The sequence below is a fragment of the Streptomyces sp. N50 genome, from assembly GCF_033335955.1.
Taxonomy (GTDB): Bacteria; Actinomycetota; Actinomycetes; order Streptomycetales; family Streptomycetaceae; genus Streptomyces.
This window is the reverse complement of record NZ_CP137549.1, coordinates 9414520-9436094: the sequence shown is the minus strand read 5'-3', so window position 1 is coordinate 9436094 and position 21575 is coordinate 9414520. Positions and strand designations below refer to the sequence as shown.

Genomic DNA, 21575 nt, shown 5'->3' with positions numbered 1-21575 from the left:
GGGGTGATCATCACGGCGACACGGAGTCCGCACACTGTGGGCTCCGGTGACCGCCCCGAAGGAGAACAAAATGGCTAGTGGCACCGTGAAGTGGTTCAACGCGGAAAAGGGTTTCGGCTTCATCGAGCAGGACGGTGGCGGCGCTGACGTCTTCGCCCACTACTCGAACATCGCCGCCCAGGGCTTTCGCGAGCTGCAGGAGGGTCAGAAGGTGACCTTCGACATCGCGCAGGGCCAGAAGGGCCCGACGGCCGAGAACATCGTTCCTGCGTAACGACGACGTTTACTTCGCAGCTGGGGCCCGCACCTTGGGGTGCGGGCCCCAGCTCGCTGCATTTTCCAAGCTATCGGCGATATTCCGCCGAAGCCACCGGCTCGTTCTTGCGATTCTCTGCGCCGTTCATTCACCGCGGGAATTCCTTGATACGTGCCATATCAAGGAAGGTTCCACATTTTGAACCGCGCACGTACGAATGACCGTTTCTCGCGAAAGCGCAATGGAAATCCGGAATCCGGAAAGAGCGGCGGCGGCTACCGCTCGGCAGCTCCGTCCGGCAACCGCTCCAGCGCCCCGCGCCGCTCCAAGGGCGGCGGCGGCCGACCGGTCGCCCTCCAGGGCGAGTTCGCGCTGCCGAAGACGGTCACCCCCGGCCTCCCCGCCGTGGAGTCGTTCGCCGAACTCGACATGCCCGCAAAGCTGTTGGCCGCGCTCGGCCACGAGGGCGTCACCGTCCCGTTCCCGATCCAGGCGACGACGCTCCCCAACTCCCTCGCCGGACGTGACGTACTCGGTCGCGGCCGCACCGGCTCCGGCAAGACCCTGGCCTTCGGCCTGGCGATGCTGGCCCGTACGGCGGGCCGCCGCGCCGAGCCGCGCCAGCCGCTCGCGCTCGTCCTCGTGCCGACCCGCGAGCTGGCCCAGCAGGTCACCGACGCGCTCACCCCGTACGCCCGCGCCGTCAGCGTGCGGATGACCACCGTCGTCGGCGGTATGTCGATCGGCCGTCAGGCCGGGGCGCTGCGCGGTGGCGCGGAGGTCGTGGTCGCCACGCCGGGACGCCTCAAGGACCTCATCGAGCGCGGCGACTGCCGCCTGGACAGCGTCTCCATCACCGTCCTCGACGAGGCCGACCAGATGGCCGACATGGGCTTCATGCCGCAGGTCACCCAGCTGCTCGACCAGGTGCAGACGGGCGGCCAGCGGATGCTGTTCTCGGCCACCCTGGACCGCAACGTGGACCTGCTGGTCCGCCGCTACCTGACCGACCCCGTCGTCCACTCCGTCGACCCCTCCGCGGGCGCGGTCACGACGATGGAGCACCACGTCCTGCACGTGCACGGCACGGACAAGCAGCGCGCGACCACCGAGATCGCGGCGCGCGAGGGCCGGGTCATCATGTTCCTGGACACCAAGCACGCGGTGGACCGGCTGGTGAAGCACCTGCTGAACAACGGCGTCCGTGCGGCCGGTCTGCACGGCGGCAAGTCCCAGCCGCAGCGCACCCGCACGCTCGCCCAGTTCAAGGACGGGCATGTGACGGCGCTGGTGGCGACCAACGTCGCGGCACGCGGCATCCACGTCGACAACCTCGACCTGGTCGTCAACGTCGACCCGCCCACCGACCCCAAGGACTATCTGCACCGCGGCGGCCGTACGGCCCGTGCGGGCGAGTCCGGCAGTGTCGTCACGCTGGTCACCCCCGACCAGCGCCGTGACTTCACCCGGCTGATGACCGCGGCCGGCGTCACCGCGGAGGTCACCGCGGTGCGCTCCGGCGAGGAGGAGCTGACCCGGATCACGGGCGCCCAGGCCCCGTCCGGCGTCCCGGTCGTCATCCAGGCCCCGGTCGTGGAGCGCGAGCGCACCCGTCGCCCGTCCTCCTCGTCGTCCCGGGGCCGTCGTGGCCGTCCGGCCGGCGAGGGCGGCCGGTCCTCCGGTGGCGCCCCGCGGCGCAGCGGCGGCGCCGGCGGCAGCAGCAGCAGCCGGGGGCAGCGACGGTCGTCCTTCGGCCCTGCGGCCTGAGGACCAACTCGGCGCCTCCGGGCGCCCGTTCGGCCCCCGATCCTCCTTCTCTCTGTGAGGCAACATGCGCTGTGTCATCGCCCGGTATCCCTTCGACCTCACCAAGATGGGTGTCCTGGAGACGATGAAGGGCATCAAGCCCGAGCTGATCACGGGTGAGTCCGTGACCATCGGGCGGCGCCGCTACCCCGTCAAGCAGGTGGGGCAGGTCATCACCCGGCAGGACCCCCGTGACTTCAACAGCGGCGAGGTCATCCGGGCCATGACCCGGCTCGGCTTCACCTGCCACGGCCTGCCCGAGGTCGTGCCCGCGCACGTCCTCACTCCGCTGGAGAACGCGTCCGCCCTGCTGGGCAGCGGCGCGCCCCAGGACGTGCCGGAGACCGTGTAGAAGCGACACCAGTACCGCCGAGAGGGGCCCTGCCGACGCGCGTCGGCAGGGCCCCTCTCGGCGTTCCCCGGGCCGGGCGGCACCCCTGCTGAACGGGCAGATGAACAGCGGGTTAGCATATGAGCGCCGCCTAGCTCGAAAGAGAAATCTGTGCCTGTCAACGAGGACTCGTTCACCAACTGGAAGACCCGCGAGGAGATCGCGGAGTCGATGATCCCGATGATCGGGAAGCTGCACCGCGAGCGGGACGTCACGGTCCTGCTGCACAGCCGCTCCCTCGTCAACAAGTCGGTGGTCAGCATCCTCAAGACCCACCGGTTCGCCCGCCAGATCGCCGGCGAGGAGCTCTCCGTCGTCGAGACCCTCCCCTACCTGCGCACCCTCACCACGCTCGACCTGGGCCCCTCCCAGATCGACATCGGCATGCTCGCCGCGACCCACCGGAGCGACGAACGCGGCCTGACCGTCGAGGAGTTCACCGCCGAGGCCGTCGCGGGTGCCACGGGCGCCGACAAGGTCGAGCGCCGCGAGGGCCGCGATGTCGTCCTCTACGGCTTCGGCCGCATCGGCCGCCTGGTCGCCCGCCTCCTCATCGAGAAGGCCGGCTCGGGCAACGGTCTGCGACTGCGCGCCATCGTCGTACGACAGGGGGGTGACCAGGACATCGTGAAGCGCGCCTCGCTGCTGCGCCGCGACTCGATCCACGGCCAGTTCCAGGGCACGATCACCGTCGACGAGGCGAGCAACACGATCATCGCCAACGGCAACGAGATCAAGGTGATCTACGCGGGCGACCCGTCCGAGGTCGACTACACGGCGTACGGCGTCAAGGACGCCATCCTCATCGACAACACGGGCAAGTGGCGTGACCGGGAAGGACTTTCGCAGCATCTGCGGCCCGGGATCGACAAGGTCGTGCTGACCGCGCCGGGCAAGGGCGACGTCCCGAACATCGTGCACGGCGTCAACCACGACACGATCAAGCCGGACGAGCAGATCCTGTCCTGCGCGTCCTGCACGACCAACGCGATCGTGCCGCCGCTGAAGGCGATGGCCGACGAGTACGGTGTGCTGCGCGGCCATGTGGAGACCGTCCACTCGTTCACCAACGACCAGAACCTGCTGGACAATTACCACAAGGCCGACCGCCGCGGCCGTTCGGCGCCACTGAACATGGTGATCACCGAGACCGGTGCCGCCTCCGCCGTCGCCAAGGCGCTGCCGGACCTGAAGGCGCCGATCACGGGCAGCTCGATCCGGGTCCCGGTGCCGGACGTCTCGATCGCGATCCTCAGCCTGCGGCTCGGCCGCGAGACCACCCGCGCCGAGGTCCTGGACCACCTCCGCGATGTCTCACTGACGTCCCCGCTGAAACGCCAGATCGACTTCACCACCGCCCCCGACGCGGTGTCCAGCGACTTCATGGGCTCGCGCCATGCCTCGATCATCGACGCGGGCGCCACCAAGGTCGACGGCGACAACGCGATCCTCTACCTCTGGTACGACAACGAGTTCGGCTACTCCTGCCAGGTCGTCCGGGTCGTCCAGCACGTCTCCGGGGTCGAGTACCCGACGTATCCCGCGCCGGCCGTCTGAAGCCTTCCGCCCAGGCGCGCCGAACGTGTGACGGCCCGGCCACCCCCAAGTGGGGGCGGCCGGGCCGTCGTTGTCACAGACGTGCACCTGGGTGCGCTGTGTCAGCGTGTACTGCGCTTACCTCGCCACAGCACCACGAATCCGGCGACGAGCAGCAGCGCGCCGGCCACCGCGGGCCACAGATTCGCGCCGGTCTCCGCCAACCCGCCCTGCGCCTGCGGCTGGTTGGGGCCTACGGCTGCGTAACTCTCCCCGCCCGAGGACGAAGCGGGCGGTGTCGTCACCGCGCTGCCCACCTCGCCGCCCGAGCCGTTGTCCGAACTCCCCTGCGTCTCGGAGGACTTGGACCCCTCGGTCTTCGTGTCGGCCTTGGGCACCGAGACGGCGGTCGTCAGGTCACCGGGGTCGGTGCTCTGGGTGTCGGTGGGCTCGGGGGCGTTGGTCCCGGTGTCCGGGGCGCTCGTCGCGGGATCCGCGGTGGCCTGGCCGCCGTTGTCGCCGTTCCCGCCGTTGTCACCATTCCCGGCGTTGCCGCCATTGCCCTCGTTGCCGCCGTTCCCGGCGGGCTCGTCGGACGCGGTGGCCGTGGGCGCCGCCGTAGCGGTGTCGGTGGCCGTCGGGGACTCCTGCGGTTCACCGGAACCGCCACCCGAACCCGAGCCACCGCCCGAACCGGAACCGCCACCGGAGCCGGAGCCGTCGCCCGAGCCACCGGGGTCGTTGTCCGTGCCGGCGCCGCACTTCTCGCCGTTGTTGATGCAGTTGACCATGTCCTTCATCAGGCCCTCGTCGAAGACGTTGATGAAGTCGCCGTGGTCCGTGACCGGCTTGTGCTGCTGCTCGGGGAAGGAGTCCACCGCGAACAGCGGGGTCGTCTTGCCGCCGTCCTGGAGGCTCGGCGCGTCCACGTCGTAGACGATCCGCTGCACCAGCTGCGGAATGGCCTCGAAGCCCGCCGGGCAGGAGCCGTCGGCGGCCTCGAAGGCCACGTGGGTGCGGTGGTTGGCGCTGTCGATGTTGCGGCCGTCCCAGCAGCTCTGGAACTTGAAGGTGCGCACCACGTCGCTGCCCGCCGGGCACAGCGGGTACTTGTCCTTGAGCTGCCGGTCCTCGAACCCGGTGCAGCTCCAGGAGGCGTTGGCGTTGGCCGGGCCGTTCACGAAGGCCTTGGCGTCGCCGGTGATGATGCGCAGGAGCCGCGGCATCGCGACGACCTTGCTCTTCGGGTTGCCCACGAACGTCAGCGTGGCCGCCTTGGCCGTGACGATCTGACCGGAGTTGCCCTCGGTGCCGCCGCCGGGCTTGTCGGCGTCCCGCTCCTGCTTGCCGTTCTGGAGGCGCAACACGGGCCAGTAGTACGTGGACTTGTCGCCCTGGTTCTCACAGCTCGTGTTCGCCTTCGCCAGGTCGTCGTCGCTGGCGAACGCGTTGTTGGACTGGTTGCCGATGTAGTCGTGGAAGTGGTGGGCGCCGTTGGTGACTCCGGGGGCGACGATCACGTTGTCCGAGTTGAACAGGCCGTTCTCGTTCACGCCGCACGCGGTGACGAACGTGCCGCGGGAGGCGTCGGCCTGGTCCTGCGGGGTGTTCACGTTGGGCTGCACGGAGGTGATGTCCGCATAGTCCGAGGCGACGGGCCCGTTGGTGATCGGCTGACCGCCCTGGCCGCCGGCACTGGCGCTGGCGCTGGCGCTGGCGCTGGCGCTCTGGTCGCCACCGTTGCCGTTGCCGTTACCGTTGCCGCCCTGGTCACCGTTCTCGTTCGTGGGGGCGATCAGGGTGCAGCCGGCGAGCGCGTCGAGGCCCTCCGGACGGTCGCCGACACGCGCGATGGCGTCGTCGATCCGGCCGATCGTCGCGGCCCGCTTCTCCTTCAACGGATTCATGATCGCGTTGTCGGCGAAGGAGGCGTCCTGGCGTATGGACTCCGTCGAGTCCTTCAGCTTCTGGTAGGCCTCGGTTATCTGCTGGTCCAGAAGCGCGAGTTGGGCGTCGACCTCGGTCTTCGCCTCGTCGGGGACGGTCGTCAGCTGGGTGCCGATGTCCGGGCAGTCGATCGTCGCACCGCTCGACGCCGCATCGGGAGACCCTTGCTGGGACGAGTCACCGCCCCAACCGCCTTCGGACGCCGACGCGTAGACGTTCGCCGCCACCAGTCCTCCGCCGCCCAGCATCAGGGCGACTGCTGCCATCGTCGCGCGTCGTGCGCCCGTGGGGCGTCTGCGCGTGTTGCGTGCCAAGGAAGTTGCTCCTACACGTATCGGTCGGCCCGGATCGTCCCGGCATGGAAATCCCCCGTTCCAATACGGAGCCGGATGCCGGTGTGTTCAACCGTCCCAAAAATTCATAGCGACCTCATATGGATCACCCGACCCGGCGGGCTCACCCGACGGGCTCATGAGCCCAGGACACGTTTGGGAGAGGTAAAGGTCACAAAAACGTATCGGACATATCGCGCTTCAACCTTCACACGAGGCACACACGTTGGCTAAGTTGACGCTCAGACCGTACGACCTACTCCGGCGAGCAGCGCCGGGCCGCACGGTTTGCGCCGAATCCGGTGTGTCGCTCGTGACAGCCGGAACCGGGGACCCAACCGACTTGGGGTGAATCGGCCCAACTGCCCGTCCGGGCAAGGGTCGTAGGGCAATCCTTCCGTGATCCACCGCCCGAACCCGACAGCTAACCCGGTAGGCGCGATACGGAAGGAGCACGTCTGCCATGCCGGCAGAACGAAGTACGCGCACCGGAGGCAGTGGCCCCACCGTGGACGACCGACCCAGCCGTGACGAAGTGCAGCGGCGGATCAACTCCCTTTACGACAGGGCCGAGACGGCCACCGGGAACTACAACGCCACGCGCAAGATGTCCGGGGGTCCGCGCCAGCGCGTCGAGCCCCGACCCAGCGCGTCGCGTCCTTCCGACCCGGCCCAGGATGCCGTCACTCGGCAGTTGTTCGACCGCGCTCGCGCTCAACTGGGCCCGACCGTACCGGCGAAACTGCCGCCCGGCAGGACTCCCGCCCGCTCGGCGGCACCCCGGCCCGAGCGACGCCCCGAGCCCGAAGGCGGCGGCCGCGCACTCGAGGCGCAGCCCAGCCGCGCCGTGGCCGAACTGACCGCGGGGACCAGCGCACCGGAGCCCACCAACCTTCAACTCACCTCGCCCGTCGCGGAGTTGACCGCCGGACCGGTCGCCGCCCTGCCGCCCGCCGCACCGCAGATGCCTCAGATCGCCGCGCCGCAGGCACCCCAGTCGCCCCAGATGCCGTACATGCAGCAGATGGCCCAGATGCCGCAGGCCACCGTCCTCGACCTGCCGCCCGTGCCCGCCATCGAGGTGCCGCCCACGCCCGTCGTAGAGGCACAGCAATTCGCCGTCGCGGCCGCCCCGGCGCCGGTCTTCGACCCGCTCACCGCGGACCTGGAGCTGCTCCCGTACATCGCGGCGCCGCGCACCGAGGCCGCCCCGACCGGTGCCACCTGGCCGCCCCCGGAGACCAACTGGCCCACCCCGGAGACGACTTGGTCGACCGGGTCGATGCCCATGGTCCCCGAACAGCAGATGTGGTCGACCGGTCAGATGCCCGCCGTGGCCGAGCAACAGGCCTGGTCCACGGGGCAGATGCCTGCCGTGCCACAGCAACAGGCCTGGTCGACGGGCCAGATGCCGATCGTGGCCGAGCAACAGCCGTGGGCCACCGGTCAGATGCCGATCGTGGCCGAGCAACAGGCCTGGTCGACCGGTCAGATGCCCGTCGTCCCCGAGCAACAGGCCTGGTCCACCGGGCAGATGCCCGCGGTGACCGGGCAGCGGACCTCGTACCCCACACCGGAGCCGGACTGGCGCCCGCCGCAGCAGGAGTGGCAGCCGGCACCGCCCACCGCCGAGGTCTCCTTCGCCGCGCCCCCGGCCGTCGCTCCCGAGTTCACCCTGCCCACGGCTCCGACGATGGCCCCGGAGATCATCCTCCCCCCGGCCCCGACCATCAGCCCGGCGCCCGCCACTGCCGTACCCGCCGCGCCGCAGGACCCCACCACTCTCAGCAAGACCAGCACGGCGCTCGCCTTCGCCCGCGCGCAGATCGGCAGGCCCTGCCTGTGGGGCGCGGCGGGACCGGACGCGTACGACTGCTCCAGCCTCACCCAGGCCGCCTGGAAGGCCGCGGGCGTCCTCCTCCCGCGCACCGCCCAGGAACAGTCGGGCGCCGGCGCGCTCGTGCCGCTCACCGACATCCGCCCGGGTGACCTGATCTTCTTCTACGACAGCATCGACCACGTCGGCCTCTACACCGGCAACGGCCTGATGATCCACGCGCCGAGCCCGGGCACGCCGATACGCGAGGAGTCGATCTTCTACGCCGGTGCCGCCGCCATCCGGGGCGCCGTACGGCCCGCCTGATCCGATCGGGGCCGGGCATTTCCCGGCCCTGACCGCACACCCCGCGACACTCCCGGCCAACCGCGTCGTAGACCCGTACGAGTGGTGCATCCTGGGACACGGTCGTAGCGTCGGCAGAGACACGACGACCGTGCCCCGGCAGGCGGGCCCACCGCTGGTGCGGGGCGACGAGGACGAACAGGCGGCCGGGAGCGGACATGTACAAACACACCATGGTCGGAATCGTCACGCTCTGTGCCGCGGCCCTGCTCGGGCCGGCCGTCGCCACTTCGTCGGCGGCCCCGGCCACGGTCCCGGCGACCGCCCACCGACAGCGCCAGGACCCGGTCCTGGTCGACTGCCTGTGGCACCCCGAGGTGCGCCCCACCGACTTCATGCTCGCCTGCGGCGACGGCAACAGCCGCCTCACGTCGCTGCGTTGGACGTCCTGGAACGGCAACTCCGCGACGGCCACGGGCGTCAACTGGGTGAACGACTGCAACCCCTATTGCGCGGTGGGCAAGTTCCACTCGTTCCCGGTCACCGTCCGGCTCGACGACGCGCAGACGTGGAAGCGGCACCCGCAGGCGCGGCAGTACACCGAGATCACGCTGACGTACCCCGGCGCGAGGCCGGACAAGTTCCAGCACACCGTGACCTACCCCCTGTGGAACTGACTCAGAGCGCCAGCTCCACCACCAGCGGCCGGTGATCGGAGATCGCCGTCCTCGGTGCGCATACGGTCCCTACGGCGTCCTTGCCGAGTCCCGTCGTCATGATGTGATCGAGCTGGACGAGGGGCCGGTGCGAAGGGAAGGTCGCCTGCCGGGCAGAGCCCTGCCAGCGTCGCCTCCCCATCCCGTTGAGGGTCATCCGGGGCAGCGCGCCGAAGAGGTTGAAGTCACCCATCAGCACCCGGGGTTGAGGCAGATCGGCGATCCAGCGACGCACGGTGCGCAGTTGCCCGATGTTCCACCCGGGCACGAACGAGAGGTGGACGGCCACCGCGGTGAACGGGCCGTGCGGTCCCTCCAGTACGGCGGCCAGGGCGGCCCGCGGCTGATCCCGGGCCAGCACCGGAGTGGCCCGCCCGGCCACCCGCAGCGGCATGCCGAAGGGCGCCGCCGGGAGCCGTAGGGCCCGCCACTCGTGGACCGGAAGCCGGGACAGCAACGCCAGCCCGTGCGAAGGCACTTCGGGCTGCTGAGCCCCGGGGCCGTAGACGCGCATCCCGGGCTCGGTCGGGTCGGGGACCCAGCCCCGGCCCGGCACGGAACGGCAGTGCAGCGCGGTCGCGTAGCGCCAGTCGCGCGCGCCCATCGCGTGGGCGGCAACGGCCGCCTGATCGACACCCCCCGACCGCTCCTGGAGACAGTCGATCTCCTGGAGCGCCACCACGTCGGCGTCCAGGGAGGCGACGGCTTCGGCGAGGGGTGCCGAGGGGTCGCCGGGGGCAACGGGGTTCGGCCGTCCGTCCGGCTGGATCCGCCGGCCGTGCAGCACGTTGAACGTCGCGCATCTCACCAGTAACTCACCCATGATCAGGCCGCATTGTACGTAGTTCGGCTGTGGATCGGGCTCCCCCGCCATGAAAATATACTTGCGTAACTCAAGCATTCCGTTATAGTTGAGTAAGTCAAGCAAACTTACGCGGCCGCATCACAGAGGCGCAGCGTACGGAGCGGATGGAGACCGTCATGGACGAGGCGCCCCGGACCCCGGCCGATCCCGGTCCGCTCGCTTCCTTCGCCCGGTTCGTGGCGCTGGGCGGCGGTGTCGGGCTGCTCTCCAGCGGCGCCGTGGCCCTGCTGGCCGAGCGGTTGCCCTGGGCGCTGGCGAACGCGCTGATCACCGTCGCCTCCACCCTCCTGTGCACGGAACTCCACGCCCGCTTCACCTTCGGCTCGGGCCGACACGCCGGATGGCGCCAGCACTGGCAGTCGGCGGGCTCGGCCGCGGCCGCCTACGTGGTGACCTGCGCCGCGATATTCGTCCTGCACCTGATCCAGTCGTCGCCCGGGATGCTCACCGAGCAGATCGTCTACCTCGGCGCGTCAGGGCTCGCCGGCCTCGCCCGGTTCCTGCTGCTGCGGCTGTACGTCTTCGCCGGCGGCCGGGACCGGTCGGTGACGAACGAGTCGCGGCAACTCCGGTGTCTTCAGGGCGTGTTGGAGGCTCCGGCCGCCGTAGGAGCCTTGCCGCAGCGGCAGTTCGCGCTCGCCTCCCCCTGACGCCGGCCAATGATCAGTTACGCTGACCGTTTCCAATTAACGGGCGGCGGGGGCATGTTCACCAAGCGATTGATTGCGGGCGGACTGACAGCACTTCTGATCGGAGCGCTCAGCGCATGCGGGAGCGGTGAGAGTGCGGGCTCCTCGTCCAGCGCAGGCCGGAGCAGTGCGAGCACCACCGCACCGAAGGCCCGGCCCACCCCCGACACCGTGACCGGCCTCCGTGATTCGGTCCGGCACCTCGCCAAGCAGACGGCGAAGGGCACGCGGCCGCACACCGTGACCAAGTGCGCGCCCGCCACCAAAAAGGTCCAGCACAAGTCCAGTTCAGGTTCGGGCTCCAAGAAGAAGACCCGCACCTGGACCACCACGGAGCACTACCGGAAGTGCTCGAAGGTGCGCAGCGGTACCGAGACGTACACCCGGACCGTCCGCGCGGAACGGTGGTGCGTGAGCCTCGACGCCGTCGGCGGTGACACCGCCAAGGACGACGTCTGGTACCAGGTCACGCGGGCCGCCTACGACGAGGTACGCAGCGCGGACGAGCACGCGCGCGTGGAGTTCGCTCCGACCCGTTCGGGCTGCTGAGAGCTCGTTCCGAGGACGCGGCGCGGGAACGAATTACGAATCGGGGGCCCGCACTTCGAGTCATTTCGCGATCACAGACGTACCAGCGGTCATGGGCGCCCAGCGCCGACCCGCCACGTCACCGACTCGGAGAACAGGCACCCCATGAACGCATCCGCACCGCACGACCCCGCCGCCGACAAAACCGCCCAGATCGGCGTCACCGGCCTCGGCGTGATGGGCCGCAACCTCGCGCGCAACTTCGCCCGCAACGGCTACACGGTCGCCGTCCACAACCGGTCGCCGCACCGCACCCATGAGTTGATGAAGGAGTACGGCGACGAAGGTGCCTTCGTCCCGGCCGAGACGGCCCAGGAGTTCGTGGCCGCGCTCGAGAAGCCCCGCCGCCTGATGATCATGGTGCAGGCCGGTCCGGCCACCGACGCCGTGATCGACGAGTTCGCCGCGCTCATGGAGCCCGGCGACATGATCATCGACGGCGGCAACGCCCACTTCGCCGACACGCGCCGCCGCGAGGCCGCCCTGCGCGACAAGGGCCTCCACTTCGTCGGCGCCGGGGTCTCCGGCGGCGAGGAGGGCGCGCTGAACGGGCCCTCGATCATGCCCGGCGGTTCGGCGGAGTCGTACGCCGTGCTGGGTCCGATGTTCGAGTCCGTCAGCGCGAAGGTCGACGGCGAGCCCTGTTCCACGCACATCGGGACCGACGGCGCCGGGCACTTCGTCAAGATGGTGCACAACGGCATCGAGTACGCCGACATGCAGCTCATCGCCGAGGCCTACGACCTCCTGCGCCAGGTCGGCGGCTACACCCCGGCCGAGATCGCGGAGATCTTCCAGCGCTGGAACGAGGGGCGGCTGGGTTCCTATCTGATCGAGATCACCGCCGAGGTCCTCGCCCACACCGACGCGGAGACCGGCAAGGCGTTCGTCGACATCGTCACCGACGCCGCAGGTCAGAAGGGCACCGGCCGCTGGACCGTGCAGACCGCGCTGGAGCTGGGTTCGCCGGTCACCGCGATCGCGCAGGCCACCTTCGCCCGCGCCTCCTCCAGCCAGGGCGACCTGCGCGCCGCCTACCGCGGCCTGCCCGGCGGCACCACTCCCCCGCTGAGCCGCACCGAGGCCGACCGGTTCACCGCCCAGGTCGAGCAGGCGCTGTACGCCTCGAAGGTCATCGCCTACGACCAGGGCTGGAAGATGATCCAGGACGCGGCGACCGAGTTCGGCTGGTCGATCGACCTGGCCGCGGTCGCCGGGATCTGGCGCGGCGGCTGCATCATCCGCGCCTCCTTCCTCGACCGCATCCGTGCCGCGTACACGGCCGACCCGGGGCTGGTCAGCCTGCTGGGCGAGGAGCGTTTCGCGCAGGAGATCGGCGACGCTCAGGTCCCCTGGCGCGAGGTGGTGGCCTCCGCGGCCCGCCGCGGCATCCCCGTCCCGGCGTTCTCCGCCGCGCTGTCGCACTACGACACGCTGCGCGCCGACCGGCTGCCGGCGGCCCTGCTCCAGGGCCAGCGCGACTTCTTCGGCGCGCACACCTACGGCCGCACGGACCGCACCGGCATGTTCCACACGCACTGGTCCCGGCCCGGCCGCCCGGAGACGACTGCCTGAGTCACCCCGCCAGGAGGGCCCTCCCGCGTTGTTCGCGGGAGGGCCCTCCTGCTATGCGACGGGCGGTGCCGTGCTGTCGCGTATGACGAGTTTCGTGGGCACCAGCGTGGTGCCGTGCTCGTCGCCGCGGTCCCGCATCCGCCGCAGGACACCCTCGACGCACAGCCGGCCGACCTCGGCGAAGTCCTGGTGGACTGTGGTCAGGGGCGGCAGGAAGGAACCCGCCTCGGGGATGTCGTCGAAGCCGATGACGCTGACGTCCTCGGGGATGCGCCGGCCGCGCTCGTGCAGGGCCCGCAGCAGACCCAGGGCCATCTGGTCGTTGGCCGCGAACACGGCCGTGCAGTCGGTCTGTTGGGCGAGGTCGAGTCCCACGCGGTAGCCGGACTCCGCGGACCAGTCGCCGCGTACGACGGGGGGCACGGGCCGCCCCGCGTCGGCGAGTTCGGCGCTCCAGGCGTCGGCGCGGCGCTGGGCGGCGAAGGACTCCTCGGGGCCCGCCAGGTGCCAGACCGTGCGGTGGCCGAGGTCGAGGAGGTGGCGCACGGCGGCCCGTGCGCCGCCGTTCTGGTCGGTGTCGACCACGCTGTAGCGGTCGCCCGCGTCGGAGTCGGCGACGACGACCTGGACGTGGGGCGGCAGGGAGATGGTCGCCGCGTCGAGGAGGTGGACCTCCATGATGGCGATGACCGCGTCGACGGCGAGTTCGCCCAGCCGGGAGAAGGCGCCGCGCACCTCGTCCTGGGTGGGCACGGCGACCGGCAGCAGCGTGACGGCGTAGCCCTCGTGCGCGGCGGAGGTGGCGATCGCCTCCAGGGTGCGCATGTTGCCGGTGGTGGAGAGATTGAAGGTGATCACGCCGATGGTCCGGAACTCACCGCGTTTCAGCGCCCGGGCCGCGCTGTTGGGCCGGTAGCCCAACTCCTTCATGGCGGCGAGGACTTGCTGCCTGGTCTCCTCGTTGACGCCCGCGAAGCCGTTCGACACGCGGGAGACGGTCTGCGACGACACGCCGGCGACGCGCGCGACATCCGCCATGGACGCGCTCGGGGCGCGTCTCGACGACCGTTTCCCGCTGCGTCTGCGTGGCTTCTCCGTACCGCCCGAGGCACCGTCCACTGTGTCCACCTGTATCCCTCACATATCGATCCGATCGCCTCGGCCGTGTTTCCCCAAACGACCCTTGACCACCGACATTGGGGCAGTGTAGACATGCCGCCATCAGATGTTTACGTAAACATAACAGCCCGGGGCCGTTCCGGACCGTGCTGTTTACGCGACATCGCGACGGCGTGTGACGCCGGTTCCGAGATGGACGAGCGAGGAACTACATGACGACGCTTCAACCCCCTGCGGCCGCGACTCGGCCTCCTACCAGGCCGTCGGCGAAACGGGACCGACGATCCTGGACCGGATGGGGTTTCATCGGACCCTTCGCGGTGGTCTTCGCCTTCGTCTTCCTGGCTCCGATCGCGTACTCGATCTATCTCAGCCTCTTCCGCGACCAGCTCATCGGCGGCAACCACTTCGTCGGCCTGGACAACTACACGCAGGCCTTCCAGGACGACCAGTTCTGGTCCTCCCTGGAGCGGGTCTCGCTGTTCCTGGTGATCCAGGTGCCGATCATGCTCGGCATCGCCCTGTTCGTGGCGCTCGCCCTGGACAGCGGCCGGCTCTTCGGCCGGGACTTCTTCCGGATCTCGATCTTCCTGCCGTACGCCGTGCCCGCCGTGGTCGCCACCCTGATGTGGGGCTTCATGTACGGCACCCAGTTCGGTCTGGTCGGTGACATCAACAGCGCCTTCGACGTGACGCTGCCCGACCCGCTCTCGGCCCATCTGGTGCTGGCGTCGATCGGCAACATCGTGACCTGGGAGTTCGTCGGCTATAACATGCTGATCTTCTACTCCGCGCTGCGGGTCATCCCGACCTCGCTGTACGAGGCGGCGGAGATCGACGGCGCCGGCCAGTTCCGCGTCATCACGGCCATCAAGCTCCCGGCGATCCGCGGCGCCCTGGTCATCGCGACGATCTTCTCGATCATCGGCAGCTTCCAGCTCTTCAACGAGCCGAGCATCCTGCGACCGCTGGCGCGCAACGCCATCACGACGGACTACACGCCGAACTTCTACACCTACTCGCTGTCCTTCAACGGACAGCAGCACAACTACTCCGCGGCGGTCGCCATCATCATGGGGCTGATCACCATGATCATCGCCTACGTCGTGCAGCTCCGCGGCATGCGCAAGGGAGCCTGAGCCATGAGCACCCCCGTCACCACCGCCTCTCCCTCCGCATCGGCCGCGTCCGGCGGTTCCAGGACCACGCCCCGACTGCGCACCCCGCGCAAGAAGCACTCCCCCGGACGCCCCAAGCGCAGCGTGCTGCTGACCGTGCTGACCGGTCTGGTCCTGGTCTACGCCGTGGTGCCGCTGCTGTGGCTGCTCATCAACGCGACCAAGACGCAGGCGGGACTCGCCGACTCCAACGGCCTGTGGTTCGCCCACAAGTTCGCCCTCTGGTCGAACGTCCACGACACGTTCACCTACCACGACGGCATCTTCGGCCGCTGGCTGCTGAACACCCTGCTCTACGTCGTGCTCGGCGCCGGCGGTGCCACCTTCCTGTCGATCCTCGGCGGCTACGCGCTGGCGAAGTTCAACTTCCCCGGGAAACGCGCCGTCTTCGCCGTGGTCATCGGTGCCGTAGCGGTTCCCGGTACGGCCCTCGCGGTGCCCACCTTCCTGATGTTCAGCAAGGTGGGGCTCACGGACACCCCGTGGGCGGTGATCATCCCGTCGCTGATCTCGCCGTTCGGCCTGTACCTGATGTGGGTGTTCGCCACCGAGGCCATCCCGGTCGAGCTGCTGGAGGCCGCGCGGATCGACGGAGCGGGCGAGATCCGCACCTTCTTCCAGGTCTCCCTGCCACTGCTCGCCCCCGGTGTCGTGACGGTGCTGCTGTTCACCACGGTCGCGACATGGAACAACTACTTCCTGCCGCTGATCATGCTCAGGGATCCGAACTGGTTCCCGCTGACCCTGGGCCTGAGCTCCTGGAGCTCCCAGGCCCAGACGATCGGCGGCGACGTCATCTTCAACTTGGTGATCACGGGTTCGCTGCTCACCATCGTGCCGCTGATCGCCGCGTTCCTGCTGCTGCAGAAGTACTGGCAGTCGGGTCTCGCCGCCGGAAGCGTCAAGGAATAACCCAACCCTCAAGAAGTCCCACCCACGAAGAAGTGGAAGCACCTCCATGCGCAGAACCACCAGCCGCCTGCTGCGCGGCCTCGCCGTCCTCTCCGTCCTCTCCCTGGGCGCGACCGCGTGCGGCAGCTCGGACGACAGCAGCTCCAGCAGCAAGGCAGTATCCGCGTCGGACATCCAGGCGGCCCTGAAGAAGGGCGGCACGGTCAACGTCTGGGCCTGGGAGCCCACGCTGAAGACGGTCGCCGCCGACTTCGAGAAGAAGTACCCCAAGGTCAAGATCAACCTGGTCAGCGACAAGTCCGGTGACAAGTACTACACCGCGCTGTCGAACGCGATCGCGGCCGGCAAGGGCGTCCCCGACGTCGCCCAGGTCGAGTACTTCGCGGTGAGCCAGTACTCCCTCACCAAGGGCCTGACCGACCTGACGCCCTACGGCGCCGACAAGCTGGCCTCCAAGTACACGGCCGGTCCGTGGAACGCGGTGAGCGACGGCTCCAAGGTCTACGGCCTGCCGATGGACTCGGGCCCGATGGCGATGTTCTACAACAAGAAGGTCTTCGACAAGTACAAGATCGCCGTCCCGACCACGTGGGACGAGTACGTCACAGCGGCCGCCAAGCTGCACAAGGCCGACCCGAAGGCGTACATCGCCAACGACGCCGGTGACGCGGGCTTCACCACCAGCATGCTGTGGCAGGCCGGTTCGCGCCCCTACAAGGTCGACGGCACCAAGGTGACGGTCAACTTCGAGGACGCGGGCGCCAAGAAGTACACGGAGACCTGGCAGAAGCTGATCGACCAGAAGCTCCTCTCGCCGATCAACGGCTGGACCGACGACTGGTACAAGGGCCTCGGTGACGGCACCATCGCCACCCTGACCACCGGCGCCTGGATGCCCGCCAACTTCGTCAGCGGTGTCGCCGGTGCCTCCGGTGACTGGCGCGCGGCCCCGATGCCGCAGTGGACCGCGGGCGGCAAGTCCAGCGCGGAGAACGGCGGTTCGTCCCTCACCCTGCCCACCCTGGGCAAGAACAAGGAACTCGCCTACGCGTTCGTCCAGTACGCCAACGCCGGCGCCGGCATCCAGACCCGCGTGAACGAGGGCGCCTTCCCGGCCACCAAGGCCGAGCAGCAGTCCGCGGCGTTCCAGAACAAGGCGTTCCCGTACTTCGGTGGGCAGCAGGCGAACAAGATCTTCGCCCAGTCCGCGTCCGAGGTCGCTTCCGACTGGTCGTACCTGCCCTTCCAGCAGTACGCCAACTCGATCTTCAACGACACCGTCGGCAAGGCGTACATCTCCGGTACGACGCTGGCCCAGGGTCTGAAGAGCTGGCAGGACGCCTCCGTCAAGTACGGCAACGAGCAGGGCTTCACGGTCAACAAGTGACCCGCTCGAAGTAACAGCTCCACGAAGTAACCGGCACCTCCTCCGGAGCCGCCGCCGAGCAGCAGTCAGCTCGGCGGCGGCCGCCCGGAACCCACCACGCTTCACGTATCTCGTACCGCCTGTGCAGTAACCGGAAGGACCACCATGATCTCCACCCTCCTGTCCCAGTTGCGGCACGGGCCGGACGGTGACGCCACCCCCCGTCTCGCCTACGGCGCCGACTACAACCCGGAGCAGTGGCCGCGGGAGGTGTGGGACGAGGACATCCGACTGATGCGCGAGGCCGGCGTCAACATCGTCTCCGTGGGGATCTTCTCCTGGGCGCGCATCCAACCGGCCCGGGACGAGTGGGACTTCGGCTGGCTCGACGAGGTCATGGACCTGCTGCACGCGGGCGGCATCGGCGTCGACCTGGCCACCGCCACCGCGTCCCCGCCCCCGTGGCTGAGCACGGAGCACCCGGAGATCCTCCCGGTGACCGCCGCCGGCGAGACCCTCTGGCCGGGAGGCCGCCAGCACTGGCGCCCCACCTCGCCCGTCTTCCGCGAGCACGCGCTGCGCCTGGTACGGAAGGTGGCCGAGCGCTACGCCGACCACCCCGCGCTGGTCGCCTGGCACGTCTCGAACGAGCTGGGCTGCCACAACGTCTACGACTACTCCGACGACGCGACCCGCGCCTTCCGCGACTGGCTGCGCGCCCGCTACACGACGATCGACACGCTCAACCAGGCCTGGGGCACGGCCTTCTGGTCCCAGCGGTACAGCGACTGGGAGCAGATACTCCCGCCCCGGCTGGCCGCCTCCTTCCCGAACCCGACCCAGCAACTCGACTTCAAGCGCTTCTCCTCCGACGCGCTCAAGGACCATCTCCGCGCGGAACGCGACCTGTTGCGCGAGATCACCCCGGACGTGCCGGTCACCACCAACTTCATGGTGATGGGCAACACCAAGGGCATGAACTACGCCGACTGGGCGAGCGAGATCGACTTCGTCTCCAACGACCACTACGTCACGCCCGGTTCGCAGGACCGCGACGAACTGTCCTTCTCCGCGAACCTCGTCAGCGGGATCTCCGCCGGCCGCCCGTGGTTCCTGATGGAGCACTCCACCAGCGCCGTCAACTGGCAGCCCGTCAACGTCGCGAAGCGCCCCGGCGACCTCGCCCGTGACTCCCTCCTGCACGTCGCGCACGGCGCCGACGCCGTCTGCTACTTCCAGTGGCGCCAGTCGGCCGCCGGTGCCGAGAAGTACCACTCGGCGATGGTCCCGCACGCCGGGGAGGACAGCGAGGTCTTCCGCGCGGTGGCCGAACTCGGCCGCACGCTGCGGACGTTGGCCCCCATCGCCGGGTCGGACCGGGAGACGGCCCGGGTCGGCATCGTCTTCGACTGGGAGTCCTGGTGGGCGAGCGAGCAGGACTCGCACCCCACCGACCGCCTCGACTACCGCCAGGAAGCGCTCGACTGGTACTCCGCCCTCCTCGACCTCGGCGTCCGCGCCGACATCGTCACGGCGCAGACCGCCCTCGACCGCTACGACGTGGTGATCACGCCGGTCCTGCACATGATCCCGGCGGCCCTCTCCAAGGAACTCACGCGCTACGTCGAGCAGGGCGGCCACCTTGTCTCCACGTACTTCTCCGGTGTCGTCGACGAGAACGACCACATCTGGCTCGGCGGCTACCCGGGCGCCCTGCGCGACCTGTTGGGCATCCGCATCGAGGAGTTCGGCCCGCTGCTCGACGGCGACACGGTCGAGCTTGACCTCGACGGCACCGTCACGGGCTCCCTGTGGACCGACCGCATCACGGTGACCGACCCCGAGGTGGAGGTGCTGGCCCACTACGGCAGCGGTGCGTACGCAGGCCGCCCCGCCGTCACCCGCCGTACGGTGGGCGGAGGTTCGGCCGCGTACGTCTCCACGCGCCTGGGCCGCGAGGGCCTCACGGGTCTGCTCCCGGAGCTGCTCGCGCCCGCCGGTGTGACCAGTGAACTCCCGGACGCCGCAAGGGGAGTTGTGGAGCTGACCGTGCGCCGGAACGCAGAGAGCCGCTACCTCTTCCTGGTCAACCGGACCGACGGGACAGTGCCGTTGACGGGTCTGTCCGGCGAACTCCTGGTCGGCAGCGCGGGCGACGACGGCTTCCCTGTCCTCTCCCCCAGGGATGTCGCTGTAGTACGCCAGCCCGTCAGGTGAGTTCGAGCAGCCCCCGGCGGACGGCCTCCGACACGGCCGCCGCCCGGTTGTCGACCTTGAACTTGCGGTAGATCCGCACGAGATGGGTCTTGACCGTGGCCTCGCTGAGGAACAACGCCTCGGCGATGGCCCGGTTGCTCCGCCCCTCCGCCATCAGCCGGACGACCTCGACCTCGCGCTGGGTCAACTCCCGCTCGGGGTCGACCACTTGGCCGACGAGTTCGCCGACGACCTCCGAGGCCAGCCCGACCGAGCCGCCTGCGGCGGTACGCACCGCCTGGAAGAGTTCCTCCGGCGCCCCCGCCTTGAGCACATAGCCACGGGCGCCCGCCTCCAACGCCCGTACGACATCGGCCCGTCCGGCATAACTGGTCAGCATGACCACCGCGACGCCCGGCGCCCGCGCGGCGAGCCTCCGTACGGCCTCGACACCGTCGATACCGCTCCCCGCCCCGGCGAACCGCAGATCCATCAGCGCGACGTCGGGCGTCAACTGGGCCGCCAGACGCACCGCTTCCTCACCGCTCCCGGCCTCGGCGATCACGTCGAGGTCCGGTTCGCCGTCGAGCAGGGCGCGCAGCCCGGCCCGTACGACGGCGTGGTCGTCCGCGATCAGGAGGCGGAGCGGTGCGGCGGTCATGCGGTGGTCGCCGCGGTGAGAGGTGCGACGGGCTGGATCCGGGGTGCGGCGGAGACCATGGCGCGGACCCTGGTCCCCCGCCCCGGCACGCTGCTCACGTCGAGGTCTCCGCCGCATTCGCGCAGTCGCGCCCGGGCGGCGGGCAGCCCGAAGCCGCGGTCCGCGCGGGCACCGGCCGCGAAGGCCGCGGCGGGGTCGAAGCCCCGCCCGTCGTCGCTCACTTCGAGTTCCACGCGGTCCCTGTGTCGCCGGTAGGTGACCGACACGCTTGCCGCGCGGGCGTGTTCGCGTACGTTCGCCAGCGTGCTCTGGGCGACGCGGAAGAGGGTGGTGGCCGTGTGCTCGTCGAGGACCGGCCGGTGCGCGCCCACCGCGCGGAACTGGACCCGGGTCCCGGCGCCCTCCGTCCGCGACCGGGCGCACAGCAGCCGCAGCGCGTCTTCGAGGCCCGCCTCGGCGACGGCGGCGGGAGTGAGATCGCGGATGATGCGCCGGGTCTCCGCCAGATTCGCGCCGAGTCCGTCGGCCACGGCACGGACCCGGGTGCGCGCCACGTCCGGCCGCTCGTCCCAGTCCCGCTCGGCGACCTGCAACATCATCACGCTGCCGGCGAGTTCCTGGGCCAGCGTGTCGTGCAGGTCGCGGGCGATCCGGGTGCGCTCCTCGAGCACACCCGCCTGCCGCTGTTGCTTCGCCAACGTGTCCCGGGTGTCCCGCAGTTCGTCCACGAGCCGCTGGCGGACGGCCGCGTCCCGCTGCTGGGTCCGGTAGAGGGCGACGGTCGCCCACACCGCGGCCAAGGGGACCAGCACGACCTCGGGGTCGAACCGCCCGACGGACCGGACGAGCGACCCGCCGAGTACGACGGTGATCACGCCCACCGTCACCACGGCGGCCCGCCGGTCGAGCACCCGCAGGGCGGCGCAGGCGAGCGGAACGGCGCACCACACGTAGGCAGTTGTGAGCGGCGCCTGGGTGAGGAAGGTCAGCACGGTCCACAGCAGGATCAGTACGGGAACCCAGGCACGCCTGCCGAACGGCCCGAGCCGGTCCCACCACGTGAGCCCGCCCGCGTACACCAGGGCCAGCGCTCCGCTGAGGCTCACGATGTACCAGCACAACGGGACGTCGATCAGGGCGAGCCGGACGAAGCCCGCCCCGACGACGAGGAACAGCGCGAGATGGGAGACGTGCTCCAGGGTGTGCCGACTGCCGCGAGCGGTCAGCTGGGTGCGTGCGGACACGGCGGATCCCCTTGGGCCACATGATCCGGACAGGGCTCCCGAGTCTATCGACCACCTGTATGACCAGTGTGAACAG

At 69.7% G+C, this 21575-nt stretch carries 18 protein-coding genes and 1 riboswitch; of the genes, 13 read left to right on the top strand and 5 right to left on the bottom strand.

Annotated elements, in window-relative coordinates; translation table 11 throughout:
- The first annotated feature begins 70 nt into the window (after window positions 1–70).
- The 4 genes from R2B38_RS41855 (at window position 71) to R2B38_RS41840 (ending at window position 4010) form a co-directional block, all read left to right on the top strand.
- Window positions 71–274, top strand: coding sequence for a cold-shock protein (locus R2B38_RS41855; protein WP_019056860.1), 204 nt, complete (start codon window positions 71–73; stop codon window positions 272–274).
- Window positions 275–454: 180 nt separating this feature from the next.
- Window positions 455–2023: a DEAD/DEAH box helicase gene (locus tag R2B38_RS41850; RefSeq protein WP_318021026.1), complete on the top strand. Its 1569-nt coding sequence runs from the start codon at window positions 455–457 to the stop codon at window positions 2021–2023.
- 64 nt (window positions 2024–2087) lie between these two features.
- Window positions 2088–2414: an SCO5918 family protein gene (locus R2B38_RS41845; RefSeq protein ID WP_318021024.1), complete on the top strand. Its 327-nt coding sequence runs from the start codon at window positions 2088–2090 to the stop codon at window positions 2412–2414.
- A 150-nt stretch (window positions 2415–2564) separates the two neighbouring features.
- Window positions 2565–4010 carry a glyceraldehyde-3-phosphate dehydrogenase gene (locus R2B38_RS41840; protein ID WP_318021022.1) on the top strand — a complete coding sequence of 482 codons (1446 nt, stop codon included), beginning with the start codon at window positions 2565–2567 and terminating at the stop codon, window positions 4008–4010.
- A 101-nt stretch (window positions 4011–4111) separates the two neighbouring features.
- On the opposite strand, the gene R2B38_RS41835 is transcribed toward R2B38_RS41840, so the two are convergent.
- Window positions 4112–6202, bottom strand: coding sequence for a DUF1996 domain-containing protein (locus R2B38_RS41835; protein ID WP_318021925.1), 2091 nt, complete (start codon window positions 6200–6202; stop codon window positions 4112–4114).
- A gap of 347 nt (window positions 6203–6549) precedes the next feature.
- A riboswitch (cyclic di-AMP (ydaO/yuaA leader) is annotated at window positions 6550–6723 on the top strand.
- Between the two features lie 8 nt (window positions 6724–6731).
- Between R2B38_RS41835 and R2B38_RS41830 the strand changes: the two genes are divergently transcribed.
- Complete coding sequence (locus R2B38_RS41830) at window positions 6732–8411, top strand: C40 family peptidase (protein WP_318021021.1); 1680 nt, start codon at window positions 6732–6734, stop codon at window positions 8409–8411.
- 197 nt (window positions 8412–8608) lie between these two features.
- Window positions 8609–9067, top strand: coding sequence for a hypothetical protein (locus R2B38_RS41825; protein WP_318021020.1), 459 nt, complete (start codon window positions 8609–8611; stop codon window positions 9065–9067).
- A gap of 1 nt (window position 9068) precedes the next feature.
- On the opposite strand, the gene R2B38_RS41820 is transcribed toward R2B38_RS41825, so the two are convergent.
- Window positions 9069–9929 (bottom strand): endonuclease/exonuclease/phosphatase family protein, encoded by an 861-nt coding sequence (locus R2B38_RS41820; protein ID WP_318021019.1) that lies wholly within the window; start codon window positions 9927–9929, stop codon window positions 9069–9071.
- Window positions 9930–10087: 158 nt separating this feature from the next.
- Between R2B38_RS41820 and R2B38_RS41815 the strand changes: the two genes are divergently transcribed.
- The 3 genes from R2B38_RS41815 (at window position 10088) to gndA (ending at window position 12823) form a co-directional block, all read left to right on the top strand.
- The gene (locus R2B38_RS41815; protein WP_411978539.1) at window positions 10088–10621 is read left to right on the top strand and encodes a GtrA family protein; all 534 of its coding nucleotides are present in this window, start codon (window positions 10088–10090) and stop codon (window positions 10619–10621) included.
- A 210-nt stretch (window positions 10622–10831) separates the two neighbouring features.
- Entirely contained in the window at window positions 10832–11209 is a 378-nt protein-coding gene (locus R2B38_RS41810; RefSeq protein WP_318021017.1) for a hypothetical protein, read from the top strand.
- A 144-nt stretch (window positions 11210–11353) separates the two neighbouring features.
- Window positions 11354–12823, top strand: a complete 1470-nt coding sequence (gene gndA, locus R2B38_RS41805; protein ID WP_318021016.1) for an NADP-dependent phosphogluconate dehydrogenase — start codon at window positions 11354–11356, stop codon at window positions 12821–12823.
- A 51-nt stretch (window positions 12824–12874) separates the two neighbouring features.
- Here the strand turns inward: gndA and R2B38_RS41800 are convergent, their stop codons facing one another.
- A complete protein-coding gene (locus tag R2B38_RS41800) occupies window positions 12875–13861 on the bottom strand; it encodes a LacI family DNA-binding transcriptional regulator (RefSeq protein WP_318021015.1) in 987 nt (328 codons plus the stop codon).
- A gap of 293 nt (window positions 13862–14154) precedes the next feature.
- Between R2B38_RS41800 and R2B38_RS41795 the strand changes: the two genes are divergently transcribed.
- The 4 genes from R2B38_RS41795 to R2B38_RS41780 all read left to right on the top strand — a co-directional run bounded on the left by R2B38_RS41795 (window position 14155) and on the right by R2B38_RS41780 (window position 19615).
- The gene (locus R2B38_RS41795) at window positions 14155–15081 is read left to right on the top strand and encodes a carbohydrate ABC transporter permease (protein ID WP_318021014.1); all 927 of its coding nucleotides are present in this window, start codon (window positions 14155–14157) and stop codon (window positions 15079–15081) included.
- 3 nt (window positions 15082–15084) lie between these two features.
- Entirely contained in the window at window positions 15085–16032 is a 948-nt protein-coding gene (locus R2B38_RS41790) for a carbohydrate ABC transporter permease (RefSeq protein WP_318021013.1), read from the top strand.
- Window positions 16033–16078: 46 nt separating this feature from the next.
- Window positions 16079–17419 (top strand): sugar ABC transporter substrate-binding protein, encoded by a 1341-nt coding sequence (locus tag R2B38_RS41785; RefSeq protein WP_318021012.1) that lies wholly within the window; start codon window positions 16079–16081, stop codon window positions 17417–17419.
- Window positions 17420–17563: 144 nt separating this feature from the next.
- On the top strand, window positions 17564–19615 hold the full coding sequence (locus R2B38_RS41780) for a beta-galactosidase (protein WP_318021011.1): 2052 nt from the start codon (window positions 17564–17566) through the stop codon (window positions 19613–19615).
- On the opposite strand, the gene R2B38_RS41775 is transcribed toward R2B38_RS41780, so the two are convergent.
- Together R2B38_RS41775 and R2B38_RS41770 are read right to left on the bottom strand one after the other, a co-directional pair.
- Window positions 19608–20255, bottom strand: a complete 648-nt coding sequence (locus R2B38_RS41775) for a response regulator transcription factor (protein ID WP_318021010.1) — start codon at window positions 20253–20255, stop codon at window positions 19608–19610. The genes R2B38_RS41780 and R2B38_RS41775 overlap by 8 nt on opposite strands.
- Entirely contained in the window at window positions 20252–21499 is a 1248-nt protein-coding gene (locus R2B38_RS41770; RefSeq protein WP_318021009.1) for a sensor histidine kinase, read from the bottom strand. Before R2B38_RS41770 ends, R2B38_RS41775 begins: the two co-directional genes overlap by 4 nt.
- Window positions 21500–21575: the final 76 nt, after the last annotated feature.